Origin of the sequence: Gordonibacter urolithinfaciens (assembly GCF_900199375.1) — a bacterium.
GTDB classification, from domain to species: Bacteria; Actinomycetota; Coriobacteriia; order Coriobacteriales; family Eggerthellaceae; genus Gordonibacter; species Gordonibacter urolithinfaciens.
Genome location: NZ_LT900217.1, coordinates 454,501 through 472,969, shown reverse-complemented (window position 1 = coordinate 472,969; position 18,469 = coordinate 454,501). Strand labels below are relative to the sequence as shown.

At 60.9% G+C, this 18,469-nt stretch carries 17 protein-coding genes; 12 read left to right on the top strand and 5 right to left on the bottom strand.

Annotated elements, in window-relative coordinates; all coding sequences use genetic code 11:
• Positions 1 to 40 precede the first annotated feature (40 nt).
• The 7 genes from BN3560_RS02120 to BN3560_RS02090 are packed head-to-tail and all read left to right on the top strand — an operon-like array spanning position 41 to position 7,950.
• The gene (locus tag BN3560_RS02120; protein WP_096226857.1) at positions 41 to 2,953 is read left to right on the top strand and encodes a YfhO family protein; all 2,913 of its coding nucleotides are present in this window, start codon (positions 41 to 43) and stop codon (positions 2,951 to 2,953) included.
• A complete protein-coding gene (rffA, locus tag BN3560_RS02115) occupies positions 2,950 to 4,104 on the top strand; it encodes a dTDP-4-amino-4,6-dideoxygalactose transaminase (protein ID WP_096226856.1) in 1,155 nt (384 codons plus the stop codon). Before BN3560_RS02120 ends, rffA begins: the two co-directional genes overlap by 4 nt.
• 8 nt (positions 4,105 to 4,112) lie before the next feature.
• On the top strand, positions 4,113 to 5,045 hold the full coding sequence (locus tag BN3560_RS02110) for a glycosyltransferase family 2 protein (protein ID WP_096226855.1): 933 nt from the start codon (positions 4,113 to 4,115) through the stop codon (positions 5,043 to 5,045).
• Complete coding sequence (locus tag BN3560_RS02105) at positions 5,042 to 6,058, top strand: NAD-dependent epimerase/dehydratase family protein (protein WP_096226854.1); 1,017 nt, start codon at positions 5,042 to 5,044, stop codon at positions 6,056 to 6,058. The genes BN3560_RS02110 and BN3560_RS02105 overlap by 4 nt, the downstream gene beginning before the upstream one ends.
• A gap of 11 nt (positions 6,059 to 6,069) precedes the next feature.
• Positions 6,070 to 7,215, top strand: coding sequence for an ATP-grasp domain-containing protein (locus tag BN3560_RS02100; RefSeq protein WP_096228553.1), 1,146 nt, complete (start codon positions 6,070 to 6,072; stop codon positions 7,213 to 7,215).
• 5 nt (positions 7,216 to 7,220) lie between these two features.
• Entirely contained in the window at positions 7,221 to 7,604 is a 384-nt protein-coding gene (locus BN3560_RS02095) for a DMT family transporter (RefSeq protein WP_231897330.1), read from the top strand.
• Positions 7,597 to 7,950: a DMT family transporter gene (locus BN3560_RS02090; protein WP_096226852.1), complete on the top strand. Its 354-nt coding sequence runs from the start codon at positions 7,597 to 7,599 to the stop codon at positions 7,948 to 7,950. The genes BN3560_RS02095 and BN3560_RS02090 overlap by 8 nt, the downstream gene beginning before the upstream one ends.
• Before the next feature lie 43 nt (positions 7,951 to 7,993).
• Here the strand turns inward: BN3560_RS02090 and BN3560_RS02085 are convergent, their stop codons facing one another.
• The 5 genes from BN3560_RS02085 to BN3560_RS02065 form a co-directional block, all read right to left on the bottom strand.
• A complete protein-coding gene (locus BN3560_RS02085; protein WP_096226851.1) occupies positions 7,994 to 8,590 on the bottom strand; it encodes a sugar transferase in 597 nt (198 codons plus the stop codon).
• The gene (locus BN3560_RS02080) at positions 8,590 to 9,816 is read right to left on the bottom strand and encodes a DegT/DnrJ/EryC1/StrS family aminotransferase (RefSeq protein WP_096226850.1); all 1,227 of its coding nucleotides are present in this window, start codon (positions 9,814 to 9,816) and stop codon (positions 8,590 to 8,592) included. Before BN3560_RS02080 ends, BN3560_RS02085 begins: the two co-directional genes overlap by 1 nt.
• Positions 9,817 to 9,923: 107 nt before the next feature.
• The gene (locus tag BN3560_RS02075) at positions 9,924 to 11,234 is read right to left on the bottom strand and encodes a glycosyltransferase family 4 protein (RefSeq protein WP_231897329.1); all 1,311 of its coding nucleotides are present in this window, start codon (positions 11,232 to 11,234) and stop codon (positions 9,924 to 9,926) included.
• A 96-nt stretch (positions 11,235 to 11,330) separates the two neighbouring features.
• Positions 11,331 to 11,825: a universal stress protein gene (locus tag BN3560_RS02070; RefSeq protein ID WP_087190798.1), complete on the bottom strand. Its 495-nt coding sequence runs from the start codon at positions 11,823 to 11,825 to the stop codon at positions 11,331 to 11,333.
• A 27-nt stretch (positions 11,826 to 11,852) separates the two neighbouring features.
• Complete coding sequence (locus tag BN3560_RS02065; RefSeq protein WP_231897328.1) at positions 11,853 to 12,218, bottom strand: Hpt domain-containing protein; 366 nt, start codon at positions 12,216 to 12,218, stop codon at positions 11,853 to 11,855.
• Between the two features lie 253 nt (positions 12,219 to 12,471).
• Between BN3560_RS02065 and BN3560_RS02060 the strand changes: the two genes are divergently transcribed.
• The 5 genes from BN3560_RS02060 (at position 12,472) to rpmA (ending at position 18,408) form a co-directional block, all read left to right on the top strand.
• Complete coding sequence (locus BN3560_RS02060) at positions 12,472 to 13,815, top strand: glutamine synthetase family protein (RefSeq protein ID WP_096226849.1); 1,344 nt, start codon at positions 12,472 to 12,474, stop codon at positions 13,813 to 13,815.
• A gap of 33 nt (positions 13,816 to 13,848) precedes the next feature.
• Entirely contained in the window at positions 13,849 to 14,520 is a 672-nt protein-coding gene (locus BN3560_RS02055) for a winged helix family transcriptional regulator (RefSeq protein WP_096226848.1), read from the top strand.
• Positions 14,521 to 14,870: 350 nt separating this feature from the next.
• Entirely contained in the window at positions 14,871 to 17,498 is a 2,628-nt protein-coding gene (polA, locus tag BN3560_RS02050) for a DNA polymerase I (protein WP_096226847.1), read from the top strand.
• Between the two features lie 247 nt (positions 17,499 to 17,745).
• A complete protein-coding gene (gene rplU, locus BN3560_RS02045; protein WP_087190802.1) occupies positions 17,746 to 18,138 on the top strand; it encodes a 50S ribosomal protein L21 in 393 nt (130 codons plus the stop codon).
• 18 nt (positions 18,139 to 18,156) lie between these two features.
• A complete protein-coding gene (gene rpmA / locus BN3560_RS02040; RefSeq protein ID WP_015538608.1) occupies positions 18,157 to 18,408 on the top strand; it encodes a 50S ribosomal protein L27 in 252 nt (83 codons plus the stop codon).
• Positions 18,409 to 18,469: the final 61 nt, after the last annotated feature.

The following is an 18,469-nucleotide window of genomic DNA, read 5'->3' as shown; positions in this document are numbered from 1 at the left end:
CGATGTGGTTCGGTGCGTACTTTAGCGGGCGCAGTTTCGTATGAGAGCGCACTTCAAGGCTTGGCTGGAGGCATTTGAAGGAACGACCAGCAAGCGATCGTACTTCGCTGCATATACCATCGTATTTTTGATTTTGTTCTTCGCTATGTCTTTCAGCTTCCTTTTTGCAGGCAAGGGTTTCATCTGGAATGTTGACGGGCTTGAGCAGCAGTATGTCTTCTTCGCCTACGAAGGTGAGTGGTTGCGTGAGCTTTTATACAATATCTTCGTGGCAAGGACCGGTGTCGTTCCTGTTTGGTCTTTGGAGATAGGCTACGGCGCAGATGTCATCATGACGCTTCTTCCAAGCCTGGGCGACCCATTGAACCTGCTGTCGGTGCTCGTTCCCATGGAATACGCAGATCTTGCCTTGAATGCCTCCGTTCCGCTGCACTTGTATCTTGCTGGTCTTGCCTTTTCGGGTTTCTGCTTTTACCGTGCCAAGGATCGCTTTTCGGTACTCGTATCTTCGATGGTGTATGTTTTTAGCGGGTATACGCTGCTGGCGTTTTCGCAGATATTCATGCTCTATCCACTTCTCTTGGGCCCTTTGGTGGTGTGGGGCATCGAGAAGGTGCTTGCTCGGGAGAGTCCTCTGCTATTTATAGGGGCAATGGCCCTCTGCTTCTTGAAATCAGTTACTACAGCCTATGCCGTTTGCCTTCTGCTTGTAGTGTACTGCCTTGTCCGCTACGCTTTCTTGCCCGAAAGGAAGCATGTGGGAGGGTTTTTGAAATGGCTCATGAAAATTTGCGGATTGATTCTCGTTGCAGCGATGATTGGTGCCGTCCTATTTGTACCCGGTGTTTTGACGATCCTGGGGGAGGGTCGCCTTGGGCTAGATCGTCCGGAGGCCCTGCTATACCCCATTGGCTACTATGTCAAGCTGGTGCTCGGGTTCGGGAGTCTGTCAGATGTCGGTGCCGATTGCTCGTACGGATTCGCCGCAGTTGCGCTTTTGGCGGTGTTTCTTTTGTTCGGAAAGGGCGCGGCAAAGACCCGTGGGAGTTCTGTCGCTGAGCGCAGGTTTTTGCGGGTGATCTTCATCGTGCTCACCGTGTTTCTCTGCTTGCCGCTGATTGGCAAGGTCTTCAACGGCTTTGCCTATCCAAACAACCGGTGGGTGTGGGCATACGTTCTGTGCGTTGCCTACATCGTTGCTGCGATGCTTCCTGATTGTTTGAACATGGAAAAGGGGAGAAGTGCGGCCGCCGTAAAGGGCTCCGTTGCTTATGCCTTCGTGGTAGCCTTCGTGCTCTTTCCCTTCACGACGAAAGAGGCTTTGTTCGGCGTTGCGATGTTGCTCGTATTGCTCGTTGCTCTTGCGGGAACTTTCTGCACCCTGACTGGCAAAAAGGCGGCAGTGCTTCTGTCGCTGCTGGCTTGCGTCTGTTTCTTCTACAACGGCTATGGGTCGCAGTTTGTCGCTTCCGGCGGCAATCGGGTTGCAGGTCAGGTTGGACTTGGTCGTTCTCACGATGTTCTTGTCGAGAATAATCCTACGACACTTGTTTCTCGTACAGGGGACGATTCTTTCTGGCGGTATGACTCTGCCGAAGTCGTGCAGTACCTCAACAGCAACATGGTTCAGCGACTGAAATCGCCCCTGTTTTACGACAGCTATTACAACGATCTTGTCGATGAATACCATACAGGTTTGGGTCTAGCAGCAAGTTCCATTAACTTTATGTACGCCGGACTTGATTCGCGTACGCCGCTTGAGGCTCTCGCCGGCGTAAAATACTTTGTGACTCCCGATGAATCTGATGATCTTATTCCTCCGTTGTTCGACACTACGGTATTTGAAGGGGAAGCCGAGGGATCGATATTTCGAGTTTCCCAGACGGACTCCTATCTGCCTCTGGTATTTACGTACGATAAAGTTATCGATCGGACGGTCTATGACGAATTGGATCCGTCCCGAAAACAGCAAGCTTTGCTCCAGGGGGCGGTGGTGGAATCTTCTTCTTCGCCGCTCGAAGATGCGAACTTGGTTTTCACTGAAGAACGGTTGGGTTTCAAACTGGAGAGCCTTGACGGAACTCCAATTGTCGCGGGTGGGGGGAAAGAAGATGAAACCGGCTTCTCTTATGATGGGGAAAGATTCACCGTTTACCGTGCGGATACGCGTATAGTGCTTGATGTGCAGGTGCCACCTGACGTTGATGCGTATGTCGCTATAGCGGGCCTTTCGTATCGCGACTTGCTTCCGTCCGAACGATTGACAGGGAGCGAGCGTGCTGAGACTCCCCTATATCGCAAGCAGCAGCTCGCCTTCCAAGATATAGTCTATGGCGTGGGTACGGTGGATGCAAAAGTGAGGTTGAGTTTGGCTGGCGTCGAAAAAACAATCTGGAATCCTACGAACGCGAGCCATTTATACGGAGGTAAAGACGAGTGGCTCGTCAACATGGGCTATTCCAATGAGCCGCGCCAGCGGATCGAGCTTATTTTCCAAGATCCCGGTGTTTACTCATTCGACGATCTTCAAGTACTTGCCCAGCCAGTTGATTGCTACGAATCCCAGATCCAGCAGCTTAAAGACGCTGGCGCAGACAAGGTGGCCGATGTGCGGTTCGACGGCTCGACGCTCTCGTGCAGGGTATCGATTGAGAACGATCCACGGCTGGTATATTTTATGGTCCCCTTCTCAAAAGGGTGGACCGCACAGGTTGATGGACGGCCCGCTGAATTGTTACAAGCTAACGTAGCTTTCATGGGTATCGAACTTGGCGAAGGAGTCCATGAGGTTGTTTTGCACTATGAAACGCCTGGTTTGAAGGCAGGTGTCGTACTCACTGCATTGGGTATAGTGGTTTGTGCTGTCGCTATGCTTGCTCGGAGAAGGCTGTTTTCAAGTCATACCAAAAGGCATATGGACTTATCCGCGACCGATAAGGGAGCGCAACAGTGATCAACTTCAACGAGCCCCCGTTCGTGGGGACTGAGTTTGTCTATCTCGAGCAGGCGATCAGGAACAAGAAGATATGCGGTGACGGAGTTTTTACGAAGCGATGCAACGCGTGGCTGGAAGACTGCACCGGAGCCCAAAAGGCCCTTTTGACCACCAGCGGGACGGCTGCGCTTGAAATGGCTGCTCTATTGTGCGATATCGAGCCGGGAGACGAGGTTATTCTTCCCAGCTACACGTTCTCGTCTACGGCGACAGCGTTCGTTTTGGCTGGCGCACGCCTCGTATTCGTTGACATACGTCCCGACACGATGAATATTGATGAACGCATGATCGAGGCGGCTGTCTCCGACAAGACAAAGGCAATCGTCGTGGTGCATTACGCCGGCGTTTCTTGCGAAATGGATGCGATCATGGATTTGGCATCTGAGTATAACCTTCGGATTGTCGAAGATGCTGCGCAGGGTATCATGAGTTTATACAAAGGAAGACCTCTCGGCAGCATTGGTGATTTCGGATGTTACTCTTTCCACGAGACGAAAAACTACTCGATGGGCGAAGGCGGAGCTCTGCTGATTGCTGACGAGAAGCACAATGAGCCCGCAGAGGTGCTGCGCGAAAAAGGCACCAACCGTTCCCGTTTTTTCCGTGGGCAGGTAGACAAGTATACTTGGGTTGGCTACGGCAGCAGTTATCTGCCGAGCGATTTAAATGCGGCATACCTATGGGCTCAGCTGGAACGCGCCGATGATATCAATGAGAATAGGCTCGCAATATGGAATCGTTATTATCATGCGTTTGTCGACTTGGCCGACCAAGAAATAATTTCTCTACCCGTCGTACCTAAGGAATGTGTTCACAATGCCCATATGTTTTACATGAAATGTAGGGGATTGAGCGAACGTACTGCGCTTATCGCCTATCTGAGAGATAGGGATGTCCAGTCTACGTTCCACTACATCCCGCTGCATTCGGCACCGGCTGGGCGAAAGTTCGGACGTTTTGCGGGAGACGATGTCTATACGACGGCCGAGAGCGAACGAATTGTCAGATTGCCGATGTATTACGGGCTGGCGGAAGAAGATCAGGACCGGGTGATAGAGGCGGTTCGAGCATTCTTCGCTTCTTCTTTGACTAGCAAAAGAAAGGAATAGGGGAGATCGTGCTCATTTCTGTTGTAGTGCCGGTATACGGATGTCGAGCCGCTTTGCCTGAGCTCTGCCGGCGTCTTGCCGTCACATTCGTAGGCATGGGCGCTCGTTACGAGATCATCTTGGTCGACGATCGTTGCCCGCAGAACTCATGGGAGGAGATCGAGGGGCTGTGCGCCGAAGATGAGCATGTGGTAGGCGTAAGGCTTTCTCGCAACTTCGGTCAAATCAGAGCTATCACGGCTGGACTCGATCTGTGCAAGGGCGACTGGGTCGTTGTGATGGACTGCGATTTGCAGGACAGACCGGAGGCGATACCTCAGCTTTTTGAAAAAGCTCAAGAAGGATACGATGTGGTCTTTGCGCGCCGCGTGGAACGTAAAGACACAGGACTGACGAAGTTGTTATCCAAGGCGTTCTACAAGGCGTACGAGTATTTCACCGACGGCGCATACGATAGCTCATTGTGCAATTTCAGCGTATCGCGCCGTATCGTCATCGACAACTATCTTCGTATGCGGGAGCACAACCGCGGATACACCATGTTCATCAAGTGGCTAGGTTTCAGGCAGGCCGCTATTGAGATTGAAGGGGATGAGCGCTTCGAAGGTAAGTCTTCCTATAATTTCTCAAAGAAAATGCGTATGGCTTTCGAGTTGATTACCGCTCAATCGAACAAGCCCCTTCGGTTTGCGGTTAACGTTGGCTTCGCCATAGCCCTGCTTTCATTCGCCTATCTGCTCTACAATGTAATCAGGTATTTTATAGATGGATCGGCTCCTGTCGGCTGGACGAGCACTATCGCCTCCATATACCTTATGGGCGGACTCACGCTCTCCGCTATTGGCGTAGTCGGCATTTACATAGGCAATATCTTCACCGAAGTGAAGAATCGGCCCCTGTACGTCGTAGCGGAAATATTGAATGGAAAGGAGCGACCATGATCGTGGTAATCGGAGCAACGGGCTTCATCGGCATGTACACCGTCGACGAGTTGATTAAGGCAGGAAAAGATGTCGTTGCGACGGGACGGAACGAGCGACTGGGCGCGAAGCTGGAAGATATGGGAGCTCGGTTCGTTCGCTTGGATATGACCAAGCCTGAAGATTTCGACCTGCTTCCGACCGAAGGTGTCGAGGGAGTTCTGCTGCCGGCGGGATTGCTGCCAGCCAATGCGACGGCTGACTTGGAGGACGAGGAGAACGCTGCCGATTATTTTGAGGTCAATGTTATCGGCACGATCAATGTTCTTGAATACTGTCGTAAAAATGGCATCAAGAAGATCATATCGACGTGCAGTTATTCTGACGTATCCGGCGCTTGGGGCAAGGGCTATGCTATCACCGAAGACGAGCCACGTGATTTCAAGTTCACTGGCGACCATTCTGTGTACGTCATCAGCAAGAATGCTGCCAACGACGTGATCGAATACTACAACCAGCAGCACGGTCTGCAGGGGTCGGTGTTCCGTTTGCCGCCCGTGTACGGCGTCGGGCCCCATGGGACTATCCTTGTCAACGGTAAGCCGTACAAATCGGGCATCGCCACGTTCATCGACAATGCGGAGGCGGGGCTCGACATCGAGCTCTGGGGCGATCCCCACATAACGCGCGATATCGTTTACGTGAAAGACGTGGCCCGGGCTTTTCGGTTGGCACTCGAAAGCGATGCTGCCCGAGGGTTGTACAACATGACGAGTGGAACCAGTCTCGATCTTGAGGATCAAGCTAAAGCCGTGATAGAGGTGTTCGGCAAAGGCAAGGGGTCGCGAATAGTATACCGGCCCGACAAACCCAACAACACACCCTCGTTTCTCTACGACATGTCGAAGGCGAAGCGCGATTTCGGCTTCGAGCCCCGCTTCACGAACTATGTCGAGATGATGAGGGATTACAAAGCTGAATTGGAGAGCGGGCGCTGGGAGCTGCTCGAGGAATCCGGCAAAGCGAAGGGTTAGGTGTGGATACCATGGGCAAGCAGCTTGCCATCATAGGAGCGTCCCATTTTCAGAATCCTTTGATCGAGAAGGCGAAGGAAATGGGCTGCGAGACTCACGTATTCGCATGGCGGGCAGGCGATGTCGGTGAACGTACGGCGGACCACTTCTATCCAGTGAGCATTACGGAAAGAGATGCCATTTTGGAACAGTGTCGACAGATTGGCATCGATGGCATTTGCAGTATTGGCTCAGATTTGGCGAATATCACGGTGGGTTATGTCGCTGAGGCTCTAGGTCTTACGGGCAACCCGACCGCTGTCGTCGCGCGATCGACCGACAAGCACCTCATGCGGAAAACGTTCGCTTCCTGCGGAGACCCTTCGCCGAAGAGCGTGTTGGTTGAGGGTGACTCGCGCGACGGACTGTCCGAGCTTGCGTATCCCCTTATTGTCAAGCCTGTTGATCGCTCGGGAAGCCGGGGCATTACCAAGCTTGAGTCTGCGGAAGGTCTCGAAGCCGCTTTAGAGGCGGCGTTTTCCGAGGGATTCTCGAAACGCGCTGTTGTCGAGGAGTTCGTTGCAGGGGAGGAGTTCAGTGTCGAGTTCGTGTCATGGGAGGGCGAGCATAGCTTCTTGGCGTTGACCAAGAAATTTACAACGGGCGCCCCCCATTTTATCGAGACTGGCCATTTGGAGCCCGCTTCCATCGACGAGGCGCTTCTCGTTCGTGTCGTTCAAGTTGTGAAGCGTGCGCTCGATCATCTCGGTGTGCGTTGTGGGGCCTCGCACGCCGAGGTCATGGTGGACGCCGATGGCGACGTGTGGCTCATCGAGATCGGTAGCCGCATGGGTGGCGACTGCATCGGAAGCGATCTTGTCCGCTTGTCGACGGGTATCGATTACACCGGCGCCGTCGTCGATATCGCTTTGGGCAACAAGCCCGACCTGGAGCCAAAAGATCCTTCCGGATGCGCCTTGGTTCGTTTCGTTGTCGGTCAGGAGGATATCGATGTGCTCCATCGTCTTCAGGTTAAAGCCCCTGAGCTGATCGAGTATGTCAGCCCAATCGAGGAGCCGTCATGTAAAGTGCGTGACAGTTCGACCCGGTTCGGCTACTACATCATGAGAGCTGCGACGATCGAGCGATTGCGGCCTTACCTGCCTCGCGCGATGTGATGCTTGTGAAACATTCGAAACTCAAGACGCTCCTCGTGCTGCACGTCCTGCTCATGGTGTACTCGGTGAGCGGCATCTTCAGCAAGCTCGCTTCGCAGCAAAATGTTTTCAGCTGGCAGTTCGTGGCATGCTATGCGGCCATCTTGGGTTTGCTCGGCTTGTATGCCATTGGGTGGCAACAAATCATCAAGAGGCTCCCTTTGACCACAGCGTTCGCCAATCGGGCGGTTGCGGTTGTCTGGGGCATCATCTGGGGCGTGGTGTTTTTTGGAGAGACCGTTACGGTTAGCAAGATAGCGGGAGCCGCCCTTGTCATTTGCGGAGTGGCCTTGTTCGCTAAAGCCGACGGCGAGGACGCTGGAGGGAAAGGCGAGCTTGTCGATGGATAGCACGGTCCTGCTGTATTCTTGCGTTCTGCTTCTAGGTGTTTTCATCAGCTCGATATCGCAAGTTATGCTGAAAAAGGCTGCTTTAAAAGAATACGACAGCCCAATTAAAGAGTACCTGAACCCTTTGGTCGTATTCGCCTACGTGCTCTTCATAGGCACGACGTTCCTCTCGATACTGGCGTACCGAGGTATTCCTTTGTCTATGGGACCCATACTCGAGGCAACAAGCTACGTTTACGTTACCGTTTTCGGAGTCACCATATTCAAGGAGAAGATGACTAGAAAAAAGCTCGTGGCGCTCGGACTTATTCTTGCTGGCATTTGCGTGTATTCTTTCGGGCGATGAACCTCGCTCCGCTGCTAGTTTATGGCGGAAGGCGAGAAGCCTATCATTCTCCATCCTCCACGAACACGCCCTCCTGCTTGAACACCGTGGAGAATGTCTTGAAGAAAATCTTCACGTCGAGCGGGAAGCTCATGGTGCGCACGTATTCCACGTCCATCTTCAGCCGGTCGTGCCAGGGGAGCGAGTTGCGGCCGTAGACGGCGGCGTAGCCGGTGATGCCGGGCTTCACGGTGAGCTTCAGCCCTTCGTCGCCCTCGTAGAGCTCGGTCTCGCGGCGTAGGTCGGGGCGGGGGCCCACCACGCTCATGTCGCCCTTCAGCACGTTCAGGAACTGGGGCATCTCATCCAGGCTCGTCTTGCGCATGAAGGCGCCCACGCGGGTCATGCGGGGGTCGTCGGCGCCGTTGTAGGTGGAGCCGTCCTCCATGACCAGGTCGGGGGCGTTCACGCGCATGGAGCGCAGCTTGTACATCTTGAAGTCGCGGCCGCCAAGCCCCACGCGCGGGGCGTTGTAGAAGACCGGGCCCTTGTCCTCGAAGTGGATGAACGGTGCCAGCACCGCTATGATCAGCAGCACGAACGGCAGCGCCACCACGCCGATCACCAGGTCGCACACGCGCTTTCCGAACTTCGCGTACATCAGCGGACACCCTCCGCCTCAAGCGCGTCCCAGGCGCGGTGGAAGGCCCCCACGACGTAGTCCACGTCGTCATCCGAGAGCAGCGTGTGAAGAGGCAGCGTGACCTCGTTTTCGAACTGCGCGCGGGCGTTCGGGAAGTCGTCGATGTCGAAGCCGAGGTCGCGGTAGGCGGTGAGCATGGGCAGCGGCTTGTAGTGTACGTTCGCCGATACGCCGGCGTCGGCAAGCCGCTCGATGAGCGCGCTCCGGAACGCTGCGCTTTTGCCAGGCAGGCGCACGAGCATCAGGTGCCCGCTCGAGGCGAAGTCCTCGCCGTAATGCTGCAGCACGTCGACGCCCAGGTCGGCCAAACCGTTCTCGTAGCGCCCCACGAGCTCGCGCCGGCGCGCGAGCAGGGTGGGGTAGCGGCGCATCTGCGCCAGCCCCAAGGCCGCTTGGATGTCGGTCATGTTGCATTTCCAGCCGGGATAGGCGACGTCGTACTCCCAGGCGCCGGCGCGCGTCTTCGACAGCGCGTCCTTCGTCTGGCCGTGAAGCGACATGAGCATGAACTGGTTGTAAAGCTCGTCGGAGTCGAAGGCGCCCGCGCGCCATGCCAGCGCGCCGCCCTCGGCGGTGGTGAGGTTCTTCACGGCATGGAACGAGAACGCGGTGAAGTCGGCGACGGAGCCCGAGGGGCGCCCGTCCTGCACGGCGCCGAGCGAGTGCGCCCCGTCGGCCAGCACCGCCACGCGCCCGATCGCCCGCTGCAGGTCGGTGGCGGGCGTCCAGCGGCTGCCACCGCTCTCGAGGGCGGTGAAGAGCCGGCCGTAGTCGACCATGCGGCCGGCAATGTCCACGGGGATGACCGCTCGCGTGCGCTCGGTCACGAGCGACGCCAGCGTGTCGTAGTCCATCTCGTAGGAGTCCGGGGCCACGTCGCACAAAACCGGCGTCGCACCCACGTGGCAGATGACCGAGCACGAGGCCGTGTAGGTGTAGGCACTCGTGATGACCTCGTCGCCCGGTCCTACGCCCAGGGCGCGCAGCGCGCACTCGAGGGCGGCCGTGGCCGAGGAGAACGAGGCCACGCGATCGGCGCCCGTGAAGGCCGCCAGCTCGCGCTCGAACTCCTTCGTCTTGGGTCCGGTGGTTATCCAGCCGCTTGTCAGCGTGTCCACAACCTCGTCGATCTCGGCCTGCGTGATGTCAGGCGGGGAGAACGAAACGCGTCTCTGCTCGGTCAAGATATCGCTCCTTGCTTCATGGCACGGCAAGCGCGCCCTTGCCTGCGGCGCGCCGAAACTCATATTCTCGCGCGCCGCCGCCGTTTTGGCGAGGCGCTCAACCAAAATCACAGCAGTGTGCGCAGCAAATCCACGATCGCGCGGTACGAGCGCGGCTGGTCGAACTCGCGCTCGGCCACGGCGCGTCCTTTCGCCCCCATGATCTTGCGCAGCGACGCGTGCCCGGCGAGCTTCGCTATCTCGTCGGCGAGCGCGCGCGGATCCTCCGCCTCCACGTTCACGCCGAAGCCGTCGGCGGAGACCTTCGAGCGGAACTCGGGGCTCGAGCCCGTGTTGACCATGGGCTTGCCGCTGGCCAGGTAGTCGCCGATCTTCGTGACGATGCTCTGCGCGGCGGACTTCACCAGCGAGTTCACCACGATGTCGGACGCGCACAGGTAGGCTGCCATGTGCTCGTAGTCCTGGTAGCCGAGGAAGTCGGCGGGGGCGTCCAGCTCGGCGGCCAGCGCCTGGAGCTTCTCGCGGTCGGGCCCGTCGCCGAGCACCTTCACGCGCACGGGCGGGATCGCCTGCCCCGTCGGGCCGGCCGGCGCGCCCGTGCGCGCGAGCCGTTCCTGCTCGAGCAGTGCGGCGGCCCTCACGAGCGTGGCCACGTCGTAGCTCGCGCCGAGCGTCCCCGCGTACGTGACCCAGACCTCGTCGGCGGGCTTCTCTATCGCGTCGGCGAAGCGGCTCGCGCCCGCGTCGAAAGCGGCCAGGTCGTTGCCCACGTAGACGGTCGCGTGGGGGTAGGGGCGCTGCCGGTCCTTGGCCGGGCGGGCAGCGTACTCGTCGGAGGTGCCCACGGCGCCGGAGAGCAGCTGGTAGACGCGCTTCGCGTCGCGCGCGAACGGGTAGAACGCCACATCGCTCACCACGGGGATGTCCACCACCATGCGCATGGCCTCGGGCCACAGGTCGTTGATGTCGGCCACGAAGGGGATGCCCTGCGCCTCGGCCGCCTCGGCGCAGACGCGCGCGACGTCGTTGGGCGGGATCTCCGCGTACACAAGATCGTAGGCGCCGGCGTTCTTTGCGAAGTGCTCGCGCAGGTTCTTGGCGGCAACGCGGTGGCTGCGGATGCGCCCGAGGTCGAGGTTCTTCGTGTAGCCCGGCTCCTCGATGAACACGATGCGGTAGGGAAGGCCCTGGTAGCAGGGCTTCGAGCAATCGCGCTGCGCCTTCTCCCAATGCTGGAACGTGGACGTGACGAGGTCGACGGCGAAGCCCTCGCGCGCAAGCAGCTCCGAGAGGAAGCGGAAGCGCGTGTAGCCGCGCGTCTCGTCGCCCAGCTTCACGCCCATCGTCACGACGGCGATGCGCTTGGGTGCGCGCGCGGCGCTCTCCGCCGGTTTCTTCTGCTGGGTCAAGGTATCCATAACCGGGCCATTATACCAAGGGAGGGCGAAAGGCCGGCCGAGAACCCGCAAGGCGGCCGGCTGCTCCACAAGAACAGAAGGCCCGGGCAGCCCGCGCTACTCCTTCTCCGCTTCCTTCGCTATCAGCACCGGCACGTCCGCCGAGCGCAGGACGCCGTAGCTCACGCTGCCCAGCATGCCGCGCAGCACGCCCAGGCCGCGGGAGCCCATGACGATGAGGTCGCAGCCATGGTCGTGGGCGTAGTCGTTGATGCCGTCCACGACGGAAGGGGCGTTCACGGCAAGCACCTGCACGGGGCTCGGCAGCCCGTCGAGCAGGTTGCCGATAGCCGCGCCCATGTCCTCCTTCTCGCGGGCAAGCGCCGCCTCGACGAGCTGCTTGTACAGGTCGGGGTCGACCGTGAGCGGCGGGACGCTCTGGTAGGGGTTCGCCTCCAGGCCGAGGGAGGGCGGCATCTCCGAGAGGAAGATGATGCCGACGACGTGCAGCTGGATGGCCGGGTCCTCCTCGGCGAGGCCCTTGGCGATCTCGAGCGCATGGACGGCGTGTGCGGACTTGTCGAACGGTACGAGGATGTTGGAGAACTTCATCGGTGCCACCTTTCGTGGACTCGCAGGTCAGCGTTCGTCGCGCAGCGAGCCCAAAGCGGAGACGACGGCCGCGTGCGCATTGCGGATGGGATCCATGAGCGCCGTCGCCTCTGCGAGGTCGCCCTCGCGCAAGGCTGCGTTCACCTTGCTCGCCGCCTCGTACAACGCGGTGAACGAAAGATTTCCTGCAACGCCCTTGAGCGTATGGGCCTCGCGGACCGCCGTGTCCACGTCGCCGTCGGCCAATGCCTGCTCGAGTGCGGCGAAGTGCGCGTCGTCGAGGAACTTCAGGGCAAGGCGCTCGTAAAGCGCCGCGTTGCCGCCGAAGCGCTCCATCGCCTCGTCGTAGTCGATGCCGTTTCTTTTCAACGCTTCCGCGTATTCTGCCATCATGGTTGTTTTGCCTCTCGTTTCGCGTGCCTGCTCCGCCCGGGGCGGATGGCCGCAGGCAGATTCTAAAGTATAACCTTCCAGCATGGCGAAGGGGGCGCGCCTTCCATTCGTCACGCGCGCGTTACCGATCGGTTCGCGAAAGGCAGGCAAGGGGACGAAGGACTCCCGCCGCCTCGCCGCGTGGCCGGGGCGTTGCGTAACGAGACCGAAACATCGCGGGTTATAATGGTTCCTTGAGAGAAAGGATGCGCCCATGACCGCGAACCCCGACCAGGACTTCGTCCTCAAGACCATCAAGAGCCGCGATGTGCACTTCGTGCGCTTCTGGTTCACCGACGTGCTGGGCGCCATGAAGTCGTTCGCCGTCGTGCCGGGCGAGCTCGAGGACGCGCTCGCCGACGGCATGGGCTTCGACGGCAGCTGCATCGAGGGGTTCTGCCGCACGCAGGAATCCGACATGCTCGCCTATCCCGATGCCTCCACGTTCCAGGTGCTGCCCTGGCGTCCCGAGTCCAACGCGGTCGCCCGCATGTTCTGCGACGTGCGCACGCCCGACGGCCTGCCGTTCGAAGGCGATCCGCGCCAGGTGCTGGCGCGCACGGTGGGGAAGGCCCGGGAGATGGGGTATGTGTTCAACGTGGGTCCCGAGCTGGAGTTCTACTACTTCAAGGGGCCCGAGGGCACCGAGGTGCTCGACCGCGGTGGCTACTTCGACCTCACGAGCCTCGACTACGCCTCCGACCTGCGCCGCGACACGGTGCTCACGCTGGAGAAGATGGGCATCCCCGTGGAGTACAGCCACCACGAGAACGGGCCCTCGCAGCACGAGATAGATCTGCGCTTCGCCGATGCGCTGTCCATGGCCGACGCGGTGATGACGTACAAGCTGGTGGTGAAGGAGATAGCGCTGAAGCACGGCGTGTACGCCTCGTTCATGCCCAAGCCCATGGCGGGCGAGCCGGGAAGCGGCATGCACGTGCACCAGAGCCTGTTCGACCTCGACGGCAACAACGCGTTCTTCGATGCGCACGACCCCCAGGGCTACCGCCTGTCGGACGTGGCGAAGCGCTATATCGCGGGCATCTTGAAGTACGCGCCCGAGTTCTGCTTGGTCACGAACCAGTTCGTGAACTCTTACAAGCGCCTCGTCTGCGGGGGCGAGGCCCCCACGTACCTGTCGTGGGCGAGCCGCAACCGCTCCACGCTCGTGCGCATACCCGGCTACCGGCCCGACCGCGAGGACGCCTGCCGCATCGAGCTGCGCAGCCCCGACCCCGCCGCGAACCCCTACCTGGCCTTCGCCGCCATGCTGGCGGCGGGGCTCGCGGGCATCGAGGAGGGGCTGGAGCTGCAGCCCCCCACCGAGGACCAGGACCTGTTCGCGCTCTCGCGCCAGGATCTGCGCCGCCAGGGCATCCAGACGCTTCCCGAGAGCTTGGGCGAGGCCGTGGAGCTGTTCGCCGGGTCCGCGCTCATGCGCGAGACGCTGGGCGACCACATCCACTCCTACCTCGTGGCCGCCAAGCGCGCCGAGTGGAACGAGTACCAGGGCAACGTGAGCGCGTGGGAGCGCGACCGCTACCTGGCGGTGCTGTAGCCGTGGCCATGACGGACGGTCGGAGGCCTTGATATGAGGAAATCAGTCATATTCGTAGCGGACAGCCTGGACAACGCCCACAAGTTCCAGCAGGTGCTCTCGGGCCTCGACGTGGAGGTGGCTGCCGGATCGTCGGCGCAGCTGAAGAACCTGCTGGTGCAGCATCCCGGCTACGACCTGGTCGTCTACGAGGCGCGCGGCGAGGCGCTGGGCAGGGTGGCCCAAGCCGAGTCGCTGCTTCTGGAGGACGGCTCCGCGGCGCTCCTCGTGATCGTGGGCGAGGACCAGCTGGGCGAGCTTCGCCTGCCCGTGCAGGTGAAGAGCGACTTCGTGGTGCACGGCGCGTCCCCGGACGAGTGCGCGGCGCGCATCCGCCAGCTGCTGTGGCCCGGCAACGAGAGCTCCGCGTCGGACTTCGTCGCCGTGGACGCCCTGACCATCAACCTGGCCACCTATCAGGTGAACGTGGCCGGCGAGCCCCTGGACCTCACGTACCTGGAGTACGCCCTGCTCGCCTTCCTCGTGACCCACCCCGGCCGCACGTACTCCCGCGACGCGCTTTTGCGCCGCGTCTGGGGCTTCGACTACTACGGCGGAAGCCGCACCGTGGATGTCCACGTCCGCCGCGTCCGCGCAAAACTCGGCCCCGACCTCGCGCAGCACCTGGAAACCGTCCGCGGTGTGGGCTATCTATGGAGTGCCTAGGGGCTGCTGGTTGAGGCGGCGTGTCGTAGGGCAACGAACCCCGCAGCTACTCGATCCTCGCAGGTTGAGCCTCTCACCAAGGTACCGAGCGAGTTGCCCCTCCCTGGTTGATTTCTGTCAGCGGCAACCTCCCTTTCGCATACAGCTTCATATGATGCTTTCAAGGAGATGCAAGCAGCTCCGGGGATGGGGCCGTGCCCACCAAGCGAGTTCCGCACGAGCCAAAACGCCCTGTGGGCGTTTTGCGCGAGCAGGACTGCCCGAGCGACTGGGCACGGCCCCATCCCCGGAGCGGACAGCCCGCATGCGCTATACTAATCCATCTGAAACTCAAGCGACGGAGGAAGCCCATGCCGAAGAAGATCGCCGTCATCGACGGCAACTCGCTCATGCACCGCGCCTACCATGCCGTGCCGCAGACGATGAACGCCCCCGACGGCACGCCCACGAACGCCGTGTTCGGCTTTCTTGCCATGCTGCTCAAGTTCATCGACATGGCCAGCCCCGACGCCATCATCTGCGCGTTCGACGCGGGCCGCCCCGCCTTCCGCATGAAAGCGCTCGAGCAGTACAAGGCGCAGCGTCCGCCCATGGACGACGACCTGAAGGTGCAGTTCCCCATCATCGAGGAGCTGCTCGAGGCCATGGACGTGCCCGTCGTGCGCATCAAGGGCTGGGAGGGCGACGACATCCTGGGCACGGTGGCCGCACGCGACGAGGAGCTGGGATACGAGACACTGCTCGTGACGGGCGACAAGGACGCCTACCAGCTGGCCAGCGACAAGACGCGCATCGTCACCACGAAGAAGGGAATCACCGACGTGGCCATCTACGGCCCGGCCGAGGTGGAGGAGCGCTACGGCGTGCGCCCCGACCAGTTCATCGACTTCCTGGGCCTCAAGGGCGACTCGTCCGACAACATCCCCGGCGTGCCCGGCATCGGCGACAAGACGGCCGCGAAGCTTCTGCAAGCCTACGGGAACCTGGAGGGCATCTACGAGCACGTGGACGACCTCAAGGGCAAGCAGAAGGAGAGGATGGTCGACAACAAGGACATGGCGTTCCTCTCCCGCGAGGTGGCCACCATCGTGTGCGACCTGGACTTCCCGCTCGATCTCGAGGAGTGCTGCTTCCCGTCGTTCGACCCGGAGCGCGTGACGGAGGCGTTCAAGAAGGTGCAGTTCAACGCCCACCTGAGCCGCGTGCTCAAGCTGGTGGGACGCGAGCTGGAGAAGAAGGCGGCCCCGCTGTCGTGGGAGCCCGTCGTGACCGGTGCGCAGGCCGACGCCCTCGTGGACGCGGCCATCGCGCGCGGCGAGACGGTGGGCGTGGCGTTCGTGGAGCCCGAGCAGGCGTCGCTCTTCAACGTGGACCTGACGTGCGCTGTCTCCACCACGGAGGGCACGGCGCTCTACGAGGACGAGGGCGGCCCCGCGGCGTTCGCGCGCATCGTGGCGGCGGGCTCGTTCGCGGCGCTCGACGTGAAGCATGCCGTGCACCGCGTCTACCCGGCCGACACGTCCGAGCCCGCGCTCGCATCCGACGACGACCTCATGGGCATGCGCGCGTTCGACCTGGGGCTGGCCGGCTACGTGCTGAACTCGTCGGTGACGGAGTACTCCTACGACGCGCTGCTCGACGCCTACTGCGGCGGCGTGCTGCCCGAGACGAAGGCCGAGGCCGACCTGGCCTGCGTGCAGGCCGCCGCGGCCCGCACGCTCGTTGGCCCGCTCACCGAGGCGCTCGGGCGCGACGGCAGCACCCGCGCCTACTTCGACATCGACCTGCCGCTCGTGGGCGTGCTCGCCATCATGGAGCGCACCGGCGCGGCCGTCGACTGCGACCGCCTGGCGGAGCTCGGCGCCAGCACGCAGGCCGAGCTCGACGAGCTCTCGGCGCGCATCTTCGACATGGCGGGGGAGACGTTCAACCTCGACAGCCCCAAGCAGCTCTCGCGCATCCTGTTCGAGGTGCTGGGCCTCACGCCCCTCAAGAAGAACCAGCGCGGCTATTCCACCGACGCCGCGGTGCTCAAGGAGCTGTGCGCCGTGCACGAGCTGCCCGCCCTCGTGCTGCGCTACCGGGAGCTGGCGAAGATCAAGTCCACCTACATCGACGCGCTGCCACGCATGCGCGCAGGCGACGGGCGCGTGCACACCTGCTTCAACGAGACGGTCACCACCACGGGCCGCCTGTCCTCGTCCGACCCGAACCTGCAGAACATTCCCGTGCGCACCGAGTTCGGCCGCCAGATACGCGAGAGCTTCGTGCCGCTCGCGCCCGACGAGCGGTTCCTGTCGGCCGACTACTCGCAGATCGAGCTGCGCCTGCTCGCGCACCTCTCGGGCGACGAGCACCTCGTGGCCGCGTTCTGCTCGGGCGCGGACTTCCACGCCGCCACGGCCGCGCGCGTGTTCGACGTGCCGGTGGAGGAGGTGACGCCGGAGCTGCGCAGCCGCGCGAAGGCCGTGAACTTCGGCATCGTGTACGGCCAGCAGGCGTTCGGCCTGTCGCAGAGCCTGGGCATCCTGTTCGGCGAGGCGAAGGAGATGATCGAGCGCTACTTCGCGGCGTATCCCGGCGTGCGCTCCTACCTGGACGCCACGATCGAGGAGGCGAAGGCGAAGGGCTATGCGGAGACGATGTTCGGCCGCAAGCGCCATATCCCCGAGCTCAAGGCGTCGAACGCCGCCACGCGCGGCTTCGGCGAGCGCACGGCCATGAACCACCCCATGCAGGGCAGCGCCGCCGACATCATCAAGCTGGCCATGACCGAGGTGCAGCGCCGCCTCATGGCCGAGGGCTTCAAGGCCCGGTTGCTCCTGCAGGTGCACGACGAGCTGGACTTCAGCGTGCCCGAGGGCGAGATCGAGGCGCTGTCCTCGATGGTGAGGGAAGTGATGGAGGGCGTCGCGGAGCTCTGCGTGCCTCTCGTGGCCGACGTGTCCTGGGGGGCAAGCTGGGCGGAGTCGCACTGAGGCCCCCCCCGTCACACCCCGGCGCTTCTCGCTGACTTTGTCGGACCTGTGAGATTCTGAAAAAACATGCCACGCCACCGCGTGTGGCTATGATTTTCTGCTATCATATGAATGTTGTGCTTTGTGGAGGCACAGCATCGGAAAGAGTGCGATGATACGCGGAGATTGTGCATAAGATCACCTTGACTTGCTACGATCCCGCTGGTAAGCTATCGCCTTGCGTTTTATTTCATACAAGGAGACACTCATGTACGCAATCGTAAAGACGGGCGGCAAGCAGTATAAGGTTGCCCCCGGAGACAAGCTGAACATCGAGAAGCTCGATGCCGAGGTCGGCGCGAAGGTCGAACTCGAGGCCATCTGCATCGTCGACGGCGAGAAGGTCGAGGCCGATCCGGCCAAGGCCGCTGCCACGAAGGTCACGGCCATCGTGCTCGAGCAGTTCAAGGGCGAGAAGCAGCTCGTGTTCAAGTTCAAGAAGCGCAAGAACTACAAGAAGCTGCGCGGCCATCGTCAGCAGCTGACGCGCGTCGAGATCGAATCCGTCGGCTCGGCCAAGGCCGAGAAGAAGGCTGCCAAGAAGGCCGCCCCGAAGAAGGCCGAGAAGGCCGAAGAGCCCGCGTCCGTCGACGCCGAATAAAGCAAGGGAGGGAATACCATGGCACACAAGAAGGGTCTCGGTTCCAGCCGCAACGGCCGCGATTCCCACGCGCAGCGTCTCGGCGTGAAGTTGTTCGGCGGCCAGGAGGTGCACACGGGCAACGTCATCGTTCGCCAGCGCGGCACGCACATCCATCCGGGCGAGAACGTCGGCCGCGGCAAGGACGACACGCTGTTCGCCCTGTGCGACGGCAAGATCGAGTTCACGAAGGGTGCGAAGCACAAGGTGCACGTCCGCCCCGAGGCGTAGGGCGAGCCACCTGCTCCACGACTGCGTAACGTTATCTGTTTTCGCGTGCCCCCTGCTCGTC